We start from the raw sequence: 9,693 nt of genomic DNA on the forward strand, positions 1-9,693 counted from the left end.
CGCCGCGGCCGCGCCGCCGCTCGACCCGCCGGCGTTGCGGGTGACGTCCCACGGGGTCGCGGCCGGGCCGACGACGTCGTTGTCGGTGTACGACGAGAGCCCGACCTCCGGGGTGTTGGTCTTGCCCAGGCTCACGAAGCCCGCGCCCTCGACCAGCTCCACGACGTAGGCGTCGACGTCCGGCACCTGCTCGGCCATGAGTCGTGAGCCGAGCGTCGTGCGCACGCCTCGGGTGGACGTGAGGTCCTTGAACGCGGTCGGGACGCCGCAGAACGGGGGAGCGTCGCCGGTGGCCAGCAGGGCGTCCGCGGCCGCCGCCCGGTCCAGCGCCCGCTCCGGGGTGACGGTGACGAACGCGCCCAGCCGCGGGCCGTGGACGTCCACCCGCTCGAGGTGGTGCGCGACCAGCTCGACCGACGACACCTCCCGCTCGCGCAGCAGGCGGGCCATCTCGATCGCGCTGAGGTCGTGCAGCTCGGTCATGCCGCGAGCGTAGGGTGACCTCGTGGTCCAGTCCGTGGAGCTGCTGCTCGACGCGGCCCTCGAGGACGAGGTGCGCCGCGAGTGGACGCTGCTCGCCGAGGCGGGCCTGCCCAGCCAGGCCCGGCACCGCGGGGCGTCCAACCGGCCCCACGCCACGCTCGCCGTTGCCGACGCGCTCACCACCGACGCCGAGCAGGCGCTGCACGACCTGGCGCCGCCTGCCGGGCTGGAGGTGCGGCTTGGCGGCTGGCTGCTCTTCGGCCGCCGCACGTTCGTCCTGTGCCGCTCGGTCGTGCCCAGCCTCGGGCTGCTCGCGCTGCAGCACGAGGTCGCGGCGCTCGTCGCGTCCGGCGAGCACGTGCGCGACAACGCCTGCCGACCGCTGGACCCCGCACGTCACCCTCGCCCGGCACCTCACCGGCGCGCAGGTCGACGCCGCCCTGGACGCGCTCTTCGAGCGGCCGCGCGACCTGGCCGGCAAGGCGTCCGGGCTGCGTCGCTGGGACGGCGACGAGCGCCGTGAGTGGGCCGTGGCGACCGGCTCCTAGACTTCCGGCGTGGCCACGCCGAAGGTGATCCTGTACTACGCGTTCCGGCCGCTGGCCGACCCCGAGGCGGTCCGGCTGTGGCAGCACACCCTGTGCGAGTCGCTGGGGCTCAAGGGCCGCATCATCGTCTCCCCGCACGGCATCAACGGGACCCTCGGCGGCGACGTCGACGTCCTCAAGCGGTACGTCCACGGCACCCGTGCGTACCGGCCGTTCCGCGACCTCGACGTCAAGTGGAGCGACGGCAGCCCGCTGCTGCCCGACGGGACGACGTCGGACTTCCCGCGCCTGCGCGTGCGCGCCCGCGACGAGCTGGTCACGTTCGGCGTCCCCGAGGAGCTCGAGGTCGACGAGGACGGCGTCGTCGACGGCGGGACCCCGCTGACGCCCCAGCAGCTGCACGAGCTGGTCGAGCGCGAGGACGTCGTCTTCTTCGACGGCCGCAACGCCGTCGAGTCCGAGCTCGGCCGGTTCAAGGGCGCGGTGCGGCCGCCGGTGTCGACCACCCGCGAGTTCGTCGAGCTGCTCGACAGCGGGGCCTACGACCACCTCAAGGACAAGCCGGTCGTCACCTACTGCACCGGCGGCATCCGCTGCGAGGTGCTGACGCCGCTCATGCGCCGCCGCGGGTTCGAGCAGGTCTACCAGCTCGACGGCGGCATCGTCCGCTACGGCGAGGCGTTCGGCGACGACGGGCTGTGGGAGGGGTCGCTGTACGTCTTCGACGGCCGCGACCGCACCGACTTCAGCGACCGCACGGCCGTCGTGGCGCGCTGCGACCGCTGCCAGGCACCGACGCGGGAGGTCCGCGACTGCGACCTGGGGTCGTGCGTGGCGCAGTTCGTCCGCTGCGACGCCTGCGCCGAGGTGGCCCGGCGCTGCCCGGCCCACGGGTGACGACGCTCACGTTGTGCCGCCGCTGACCCGCGCCTAACCTCGAAACGAAACTGTTTCGTATCGAGCGTCGGGAGCATCATGGCCTGGTCACCGGAGCGTCGCGAGGAGATCTTCTCCGGCGCGCTCGCGCTCGTGGCCGAGCACGGCTTCGACAAGGTGACGATGGACCAGGTCGCCGACGCGACCCGCTCCAGCAAGGCCACGCTCTACCGCCAGTGGGGCAGCAAGACCGCCCTCGTGGTGGACGCGCTGAGCTGCTTCGCCACCCTGGACGAGGGGCTGCCGGACACCGGGACGCTGCGCGGCGACCTGCTCGAGATGTTCGCGCCGCGCGAGCCCAAGGTGACCGACGAGGCCGAGCTCATCGGCGCGCTGCTGACCGCGACCCGCACGGACGCCGAGCTGGCCGAGGCGATCCGCGACCGGGTCGTCCGCCCGGCGACCGACCGGGTCGGCCTCGTCGTGCAGCGCGCGGTCGAGCGCGGCGAGGTCGCGGCCGACGTCCCCGGCCTGCGCCACCTGGCGGTGCTGCTCGTGGCCCCCTTCGTCCTGCACGACGCGGTGATGGCCGGCGAGCTCACCGACGAGTACGTCCGCGACTACGTCGAGTCCGTGCTGCTGCCGGCCCTCGGCGTCCACTGACCCCCGCACATCCCACGAGGAGACCCTTCATGGCCTGGTACCTGTACCGACTCGGTCGGTGGTCGTTCCGCCACCGCAAGACCGTGGTCGCGTCCTGGCTCGCGCTGCTGGTGCTCGCCGGCGTCGGCGCCGGCACCCTGTCGGGCAAGACGTCCGACGAGTTCAGCATGCCCGGCCTGGAGTCGACCGAGGCCTTCGAGCTGATCACCGACCGGACGCCCGACGCCGCGCCCGACGGCGCCACGGCCCGCATCGCGTTCCAGGCGCCGGCCGGCGAGACGCTCACCGAGGGTGAGAACAAGCAGCTCGTCACCGACACGCTCGCGGCGGTGCGGACCGGCAGCGTCGTGTCGACGACCGACCCGTTCACGACCGGCACGGTCTCGAAGGACGGCACGGTCGCCTACGCGACCGTCACCTACGACAAGCCGTCGATCGAGCTGAAGGCGGCCGACCGGGAGGCCCTCGAGGACGCCCCGCAGGCCGCGGAGGACGCCGGCCTGACCGTCCACATCGGCGGTGACGCGCTGCAGGAGATCCCGCACACCGGCGCCACCGAGGCCATGGGCGTCGTCATCGCGCTCGTCGTGCTGGTCATCACCTTCGGCTCGCTGCTCGTGGCCGGCATGCCGCTGCTGACCGCGCTCATCGGCGTCGGCATCGGCATCGCGGGCATCACCACGCTCACCGGCTTCGTGGACCTCGGCTCGACCACGCCGATCCTGGCCACGATGCTCGGCCTGGCCGTCGGCATCGACTACGCGCTGTTCATCGTGTCGCGCTACCGCCACGAGATCCACGTCGGCCGCGACCCGGAGGAGGCCGCGGCGCGCTCCGTCGGCACCGCCGGCTCCGCGGTCATCTTCGCCGGCCTCACCGTCGTCATCGCGCTGGCCGGGCTGTCGGTCGTGGACATCTCCTTCCTCACCGAGATGGGCCTGGCCGCCGCGGCCACCGTCGCCGTCGCGGTGCTCATCGCGTTGACGCTGCTGCCGGCCATCTTCGGCTTCGCCAAGCGCCGGGTCGTGGGCGGCAAGCTCCCGTTCCTCAAGGCCCGCGACCCCGAGGACCCGCAGGCCGGACGCACCAACGGACGCCGCTGGGCCGACCTGGTCACCAAGCACAAGGTCCCCGTCTTCGTCGTCGGCGTGGCCCTGGCCGCGATCGCGTCGGTCCCGGTCGCCTCGATGCAGCTGGCCCTGCCCGACGATGGCACCGCCGCCGAGGGCAGCGGCCCGCGCGAGGCCTACGACCTCATCGCCGAGAACTTCGGCGCCGGCGTCAACGGCCCCCTGCTGGTCATCGTCGACACGAAGGGCGCCGACGACCCGCAGGCCGCGGTCGACGCCACGGTCGAGGCCGTGACGGGCGTCGAGAAGGACGTCGCCACGGTCGTCCCGCCGGTCGCCGACCCGCAGGACGAGCAGGCTGCCGCCGCGTTCGCCCAGCAGCTGGAGGCCGTCCAGTACGCGACCGTCACGGTGATCCCGCAGAGCGGCCCGTCCGACGCCGACACCCAGGACCTCGTGCACGAGCTGCGCGACGCCGTCGACTCCGTGGAGTCCGACACCGGCGCGACGGTCTACGTCTCGGGCCAGACCGCCATCGGCGTCGACGTGGCCGAGGAGCTGGCCAACGCCTTCCCGAAGTACCTGCTGGTCGTCGTCGGCCTGGCGTTCGTCCTGCTGGCGCTGGTGTTCCGCTCGATCCTGGTGCCGCTCAAGGCCGTCGTCGGCTTCCTGCTGACCGTCGGCATCTCGCTCGGCGCCACCGTCGCGGTCTTCCAGTGGGGCTGGCTGGCCGACCTGGTCGGCGTCGACAAGGCCGGACCGATCCTGTTCATGCTGCCGCTGCTGCTCACCGGCATCCTGTTCGGCCTGGCGATGGACTACGAGGTCTTCCTGGTCTCGCGGATGCGCGAGGAGTACACGCACGGCCGCGACGCGCTCGGCTCGGTCGTCCACGGGTTCCAGCACGGTGCCCGCGTCGTGACCGCCGCCGCGGCGATCATGATCGGCGTCTTCGGCTCCTTCGCGCTGGGCGACGACGTCATCATCAAGACGATCGGCTTCGCGCTGGCCGTCGGCATCCTGGCCGACGCGTTCCTGGTGCGCATGACGCTCGTCCCGGCGTTCATGGCCCTGCTCGGCGACCGCATGTGGTGGCTGCCGCGCTGGCTGGACAAGGTCATGCCGAACCTCGACGTCGAGGGTGAGTCGCTGGAGAAGCACACCGGCGTCCGCACCGGCGACCACGACGGCGCCAAGCACGCCGGCGACGGCGAGGCCACGCCCATCGGCGCCGGCGGGAAGCACGCCGACCCCGAGGCCTGACCCGCCCCCGCCCCCGACGCCGCACCTCGCTGCCGAGGTGCGGGCGTCGTGCTGGGGGCATACAACCGAGCCATGACCACACGGGGGAAGAGCGCCGAGCTCGGGCGCATCACGACCGACGTCCCGGCGCGCATGGACCGCCTGCCCTGGGCGCGGTGGCACTGGCTCATCATCATCGGACTCGGGACCGTCTGGATCCTCGACGGCCTCGAGGTCACGATCGTCGGCAACCTCTCGGAGGTGCTGAAGTCCGACGACGGCCTCGGGCTGTCGAGCTCCGACATCGGCCTGGCCGGCGCGATCTACGTGACCGGCTCGTGCCTGGGGGCGCTGTTCTTCGGCCAGCTCACCGACCGGTTCGGCCGCAAGAAGCTGTTCATCGTGACGCTCGTCGTCTACCTGACCGGCACCGTCCTGACGGCGTTCTCGATGAACCTGACCTGGTACCTGGCGTGCCGCTTCCTCACCGGCGCGGGCATCGGCGGTGAGTACGCCGCGATCAACTCGGCCATCGACGAGCTCATCCCGGCCCGCTACCGCGGCCGGATCGACATCACGATCAACGGCTCGTACTGGCTCGGCGCGGCCGGCGGTGCGCTGCTGACCATCCCGCTGACCGACCCGAACATCATCGACGCCGGCCTCGGCTGGCGACTGGCCTTCGCGTTGGGCGCGTTCCTCGGCCTGGCCGTGCTGTGGGTGCGTCGCAACGTCCCCGAGAGCCCGCGCTGGCTGTTCATCCACGGCCGTGAGGACGAGGCCGAGCGCATCGTCCGCGACATCGAGGACACCGTCGAGCGCGAGGACGACGTCACCCTCGAGCCGGTCGACGAGACGATCACCATCCGTCAGCGGCGCACGATCAGCGTCCCCGAGATCGCCCGCACGGTCTTCACGCTGTACCCCAAGCGCACGATCCTGTGCCTGTCGCTGTTCGCCGGCCAGGCCTTCCTCTACAACGCCTTCTTCTTCACCTACGCCGACACCCTGTCGACCTTCCTGGACGTGAAGCAGACCGGCTACTACGTGGCCGCGTTCGCGCTGAGCAACTTCGTCGGCGCGCTGGCGCTGGGCCCGCTGTTCGACAAGGTCGGGCGCATCCCGATGATCTCGGGCACCTACATCGCGTCCGGCCTGCTGCTCGCCGTGGCCGGGCTGCTGCTGGGCGACCTCAGCGCCCTGACGCTGACCCTCTTCGGCATGGTCATCTTCTTCATCGCCTCGGCCGGCGCCAGCTCGGCGTACCTGACGGCCAGCGAGGTCTTCCCGATGGAGACGCGGGCGCTGTGCATCGCCTTCTTCTACGCGATCGGCACCGCGCTGGGCGGCATCGCCGGGCCGCTGCTGTTCGGCCGGCTCATCGACGCGGCGAGCGAGAGCGGCGACATCACCGGCATCGCGCCCGGCTACTTCATCGGCGCCGCGCTCATGACGGCGGCCGGCGTGGTCGCGATCTTCCTGGGCGTCCGGGCCGAGGGCCAGTCGCTGGAGAACATCGCCAAGCCGCTGACCGCCGAGGACGCCTGACCCTCACCCCAGCCGAGCGCTGCCGAGATGTGTGAAGGTATCGACCCCTCGCGGGCCGGAACAGGTCGGTTTCTTCACACATCTCGGCGGCGCGGGGCTCGGGTGGGATGACTTCGCGGGGCCGTCGACGGGCACGGCGACCCGAATGGCCCGGCCTTCGCCGCCGCCACCGAGGCGCTGTACCCGCTGGCGTACGCGCTGAAGTTCGCGAGCCGGGACGCGCTGGGCCGCGACTACGTCGTCCCGCCGCTCGAGGGGCTCTGGTGGGCCGACGACTGGCGGGCGTTCACCACCGCGCGCGACAAGTCCGCCTGGGACTGGACGCTGCTGATCCTCGTGCCCGACTGGGTGCCGGCCGAGCTGCTCGAGCCCGCACGCGAGCGGGTCGCCCACCGGCGCGCGCCGGCGCGGCTGGACGACGTCCGCTGGGAGACGCTGCACGAGGGGCGCTGCGTCCAGACGCTGCACGTCGGACCGTTGGACGACGAGGCGCCCGTGCTGGCACGGATGCACGACGAGGTGATCCCCGAGCGGGGGCTGCGCCAGCCCGTCGACCCCGCCTAGCTCCCTCACCGTGCCGCGGCGCCGCCGAGAAGTGGACGCAAAGGCACCACGATCCGCGCGATCGTGGTGCCTTTCCGTCCACTTCTCGGGGGAGCCGGAGCGGGGTGAGGGACGGGGCTAGTCGCGTCCGCCCTGCAGCCAGGCACGCTGCATCGCGACGTTGAGCTCGGCGAGCACCGACGCGACCTGCTCGGCCACGAACCCGTTGAGCCGGTCCCGCAGCGAGTCGACCGGCTGCGGGTGGACGTCGCGGACGTCGATGGGCAGCGACCGGTCGGTGCCCTCGCGGAGCAGGAGCAGGTCGCTGACGTCCGCACCCCCGAGGGCGGGCCACACGGTCACGCGCACCTCGGCCTGCGCCGGGCGGGACGAGCGCGAGCGCGCGGACGACGTACGTCGTGACGCCCCGGCGGCCGGACGCCGGTAGCCGTCGGGCGGGGAGAGCCGCGGCGCGCGGTCGGTCGAGACCTGGATGTCGAACTCGTGGGCCAGGCGACGGCCGATCTGCGCGACGGCGGTGTCGGTCACGAGCGTCTGCAGCCGCTCGGCCGCGGCGTCGAGCTGCTCGTAGGTCAGCCCCCCGCGGCCGGCCAGCAGTGCGTCGAAGCCGTCGGTCACGGGGCCAGTAGGCCACGCCGGACGTTCCTCAACCAAGTGGTTGACGAACGCCGGTCGGCGGGCGTACCGTCGTTGTCAACCGAACAGTTGAGGAAGACATGACGGACCAGCTCTCCAAGGTCTTCGCCGCCCTGGCGGACCCCACCCGCCGCGACATGGTCGCCCGGCTCGCCGACGGCGACGCCACGGTCGGCCGGCTCGCGGAGCCGTACGACGTCAGCGTCCAGGCGGTCTCCAAGCACCTCAAGGTGCTCGAGGACGCCGGCCTGGTGTCGCGCGGGCGGAGGGCGCAGACCCGTCCGGTCCACCTCGAGGCGGAGGTGCTCGACCTCATGACCGGATGGATCGAGCGCTACCGGCGCCGGGCCGAGGAGCGCTACCAGCGCCTCGACGCGGTGCTCGCCGAGATGGACGCCCCCGAGCAGCAGGAGACCCCGCAGAAGAAGAAGGACGCATCATGACCACCACGCACGCCGAGGCCGCCATCGAGGCCGACCCGACCCTGCCGATCATCCGCATCACCCGCGAGTTCGCCGCGACGCCGGCCCAGCTGCTGCGGGCGCACCTCGATCCCGACCTCTTCGCCCGCTGGGTCGGGCCGCACGGCATCGAGACCCGCATCGACCACTGGGACGCCCGCACCGGCGGCGGCTGGCGCTTCGTCAACGCCCACGACGGCATGGAGTTCGGCTTCCACGGCTGCTTCCACGAGGTGCGCGACGACCGCATCGTGCAGACGTTCACCTTCGAGGGGATGCCCGACGAGGTGTCGCTGGAGACCATGACGTTCGAGGACCTCGGCGACGGCCGCACCCGCCTGCGCACCCAGTCGCTGTGCGACAGCATGGAGGGTCGCGACGCGTGGCTGCGCAGCGGCATGGAGGGTGGCGTCAACGACGGCTACGCCAAGCTGGACGCGCTGCTCGCCGACGGGCAGGTGCGGTGACCGGCCCCGCCGCGTGGCACCGGCGCGTCGCCGCGCCGTTCGGCGATCGGGTGGCGGGCGTCCGCGACTGGGACGCCCCCACTCCCGTCGCCGGCTGGGTGGCGCGCGACGTCGTCGACCACCTCGTGACCTGGCTGCCGGGCTTCCTGTCGGCCGGAGGCGTCGAGCTCGGGCCGGTGCCGTCGGTCCAGGACGACCCGGTGGCCGCGTGGTCGGTGCACGCCGACCGCGTCCAGGCGCTGCTCGAGTCGCCCCGGGCCGAGCAGGACTTCACCCACCCGCACGCCGGCACGCGACCGCTCGGGAAGGTCGTCGAGGACTTCTACGTCGCCGACGTCTTCATGCACACGTGGGACCTGGCCCGCGCCACCGGCCAGGACGACACCCTCGACCCCGACTTCTGCGCTGCCCTGCTGCGCGGCATGCAGCCGATCGAGGACGTCCTCCGGTCGTCGGGCCAGTACGGGCCGGCGGTGCCGGTGCCCGACGACGCGCCGGTGCAGGACCGGCTGCTCGGGTTCATCGGCCGCGACCCCGCCTGGCGCCCGCCCTCGGCTCCCTGAGCCTGGCGAGGGTGCTTCGACAGGGTTCAGCCGGGCCGGACGGTGAGCGACTGGCTGGACGTGCCGAACGGCCCGTCGAGGTCGTGCAGGACGCTCGTCGTCACGCCCAGCCCGCCCGAGCCGAACGCGACGCGCGTGTCCAGCCCGAGCCACGCGCCCGACGGCGGACGCAGCAGGTGGGCGGTGAGGTCGACGTTGGGGAACGCGACCGCGCGCGGGTCCTGGCGCACGGTCATGCCGTTGGCGACGTCGAGCAGCCCGGCCAGACGGGCCGTGTCGCTGACCGGCTCGTCGGCCAGCGGCACGTCCGTGCGCACCCACACCTGCGCGCGTCCGGGCGCGTGCTGGCGGCGGCGCACCTGGGTTGAGGCGATGAAGCCGCCGGGGCCAGACCTCGGACGCGGCCACGGCTCGAGCGCCTCCGGCGGGTCGATCGGCTCCAGCGCGGAGCCGGCGACGGCGCTCGTGTCGCCCGGTTGCAGCAGCCAGGCGCGCAGCCGCACCGCGTCACGTCCGCCCTGGGACATCGTCTCCTCGACCAGCTCGATCGTGCGTCCGGGCCGACGACCTCG

General features: G+C 72.8%; 12 protein-coding genes. 9 read left to right on the plus strand and 3 right to left on the minus strand.

Annotation, left to right across the window (positions count from 1 at the left end):
• The coding region (locus AC2W7G_RS04460) for an amidase family protein (protein ID WP_485867376.1) at positions 1–483 on the minus strand (483 nt) is incomplete at its 3' end.
• A 22-nt stretch (positions 484–505) separates the two neighbouring features.
• On the opposite strand from AC2W7G_RS04460, the gene AC2W7G_RS04465 reads away from it, so the two are divergent.
• From AC2W7G_RS04465 to AC2W7G_RS04490, 6 genes are all read left to right on the plus strand, one after another.
• On the plus strand, positions 506–1,006 hold the full coding sequence (locus AC2W7G_RS04465; RefSeq protein WP_485867377.1) for a hypothetical protein: 501 nt from the start codon (positions 506–508) through the stop codon (positions 1,004–1,006).
• 34 nt (positions 1,007–1,040) lie between these two features.
• Entirely contained in the window at positions 1,041–1,928 is an 888-nt protein-coding gene (trhO, locus tag AC2W7G_RS04470) for an oxygen-dependent tRNA uridine(34) hydroxylase TrhO (protein WP_485867378.1), read from the plus strand.
• Between the two features lie 78 nt (positions 1,929–2,006).
• Complete coding sequence (locus AC2W7G_RS04475; protein ID WP_485867379.1) at positions 2,007–2,570, plus strand: TetR/AcrR family transcriptional regulator; 564 nt, start codon at positions 2,007–2,009, stop codon at positions 2,568–2,570.
• A 29-nt stretch (positions 2,571–2,599) separates the two neighbouring features.
• Positions 2,600–4,903, plus strand: a complete 2,304-nt coding sequence (locus AC2W7G_RS04480) for an MMPL family transporter (RefSeq protein WP_485867380.1) — start codon at positions 2,600–2,602, stop codon at positions 4,901–4,903.
• A gap of 72 nt (positions 4,904–4,975) precedes the next feature.
• Positions 4,976–6,430, plus strand: a complete 1,455-nt coding sequence (locus AC2W7G_RS04485; RefSeq protein ID WP_485867381.1) for an MFS transporter — start codon at positions 4,976–4,978, stop codon at positions 6,428–6,430.
• Between the two features lie 336 nt (positions 6,431–6,766).
• Positions 6,767–6,994, plus strand: coding sequence for a hypothetical protein (locus AC2W7G_RS04490; RefSeq protein WP_485867382.1), 228 nt, complete (start codon positions 6,767–6,769; stop codon positions 6,992–6,994).
• Between the two features lie 117 nt (positions 6,995–7,111).
• Here AC2W7G_RS04490 and AC2W7G_RS04495 read toward each other — a convergent pair whose 3' ends face one another.
• Positions 7,112–7,612, minus strand: a complete 501-nt coding sequence (locus AC2W7G_RS04495) for a hypothetical protein (protein WP_485867383.1) — start codon at positions 7,610–7,612, stop codon at positions 7,112–7,114.
• Between the two features lie 98 nt (positions 7,613–7,710).
• On the opposite strand from AC2W7G_RS04495, the gene AC2W7G_RS04500 reads away from it, so the two are divergent.
• From AC2W7G_RS04500 to AC2W7G_RS04510, 3 genes are read left to right on the plus strand one after another with little or no spacing between them, the layout of a single operon-like run.
• Positions 7,711–8,073 (plus strand): ArsR/SmtB family transcription factor, encoded by a 363-nt coding sequence (locus tag AC2W7G_RS04500; protein ID WP_485867384.1) that lies wholly within the window; start codon positions 7,711–7,713, stop codon positions 8,071–8,073.
• Positions 8,070–8,558: an SRPBCC family protein gene (locus tag AC2W7G_RS04505; RefSeq protein WP_485867385.1), complete on the plus strand. Its 489-nt coding sequence runs from the start codon at positions 8,070–8,072 to the stop codon at positions 8,556–8,558. Before AC2W7G_RS04500 ends, AC2W7G_RS04505 begins: the two co-directional genes overlap by 4 nt.
• Positions 8,555–9,121 carry a TIGR03086 family metal-binding protein gene (locus tag AC2W7G_RS04510; RefSeq protein WP_485867386.1) on the plus strand — a complete coding sequence of 189 codons (567 nt, stop codon included), beginning with the start codon at positions 8,555–8,557 and terminating at the stop codon, positions 9,119–9,121. Before AC2W7G_RS04505 ends, AC2W7G_RS04510 begins: the two co-directional genes overlap by 4 nt.
• A gap of 26 nt (positions 9,122–9,147) precedes the next feature.
• On the opposite strand, the gene AC2W7G_RS04515 is transcribed toward AC2W7G_RS04510, so the two are convergent.
• A partial coding sequence (locus AC2W7G_RS04515) for a thioesterase family protein (RefSeq protein ID WP_485867387.1) occupies positions 9,148–9,693 on the minus strand: 546 nt, incomplete at its 5' end.

The organism is Aeromicrobium sp. PFPM2_SD2 (assembly GCF_057364525.1).

What these genes read in the sequence shown, in the direction of transcription:
- AC2W7G_RS04475 (WP_485867379.1), top strand. Translation starts at nt 2,007, where the DNA reads ATGGCCTGGTCACCGGAGCGTCGCGAGGAGATCTTCTCCGGCGCGCTC.
- AC2W7G_RS04480 (WP_485867380.1), top strand. Translation starts at nt 2,600, where the DNA reads ATGGCCTGGTACCTGTACCGACTCGGTCGGTGGTCGTTCCGCCACCGC.
- AC2W7G_RS04485 (WP_485867381.1), top strand. Translation starts at nt 4,976, where the DNA reads ATGACCACACGGGGGAAGAGCGCCGAGCTCGGGCGCATCACGACCGAC.
- AC2W7G_RS04500 (WP_485867384.1), top strand. Translation starts at nt 7,711, where the DNA reads ATGACGGACCAGCTCTCCAAGGTCTTCGCCGCCCTGGCGGACCCCACC.
- AC2W7G_RS04505 (WP_485867385.1), top strand. Translation starts at nt 8,070, where the DNA reads ATGACCACCACGCACGCCGAGGCCGCCATCGAGGCCGACCCGACCCTG.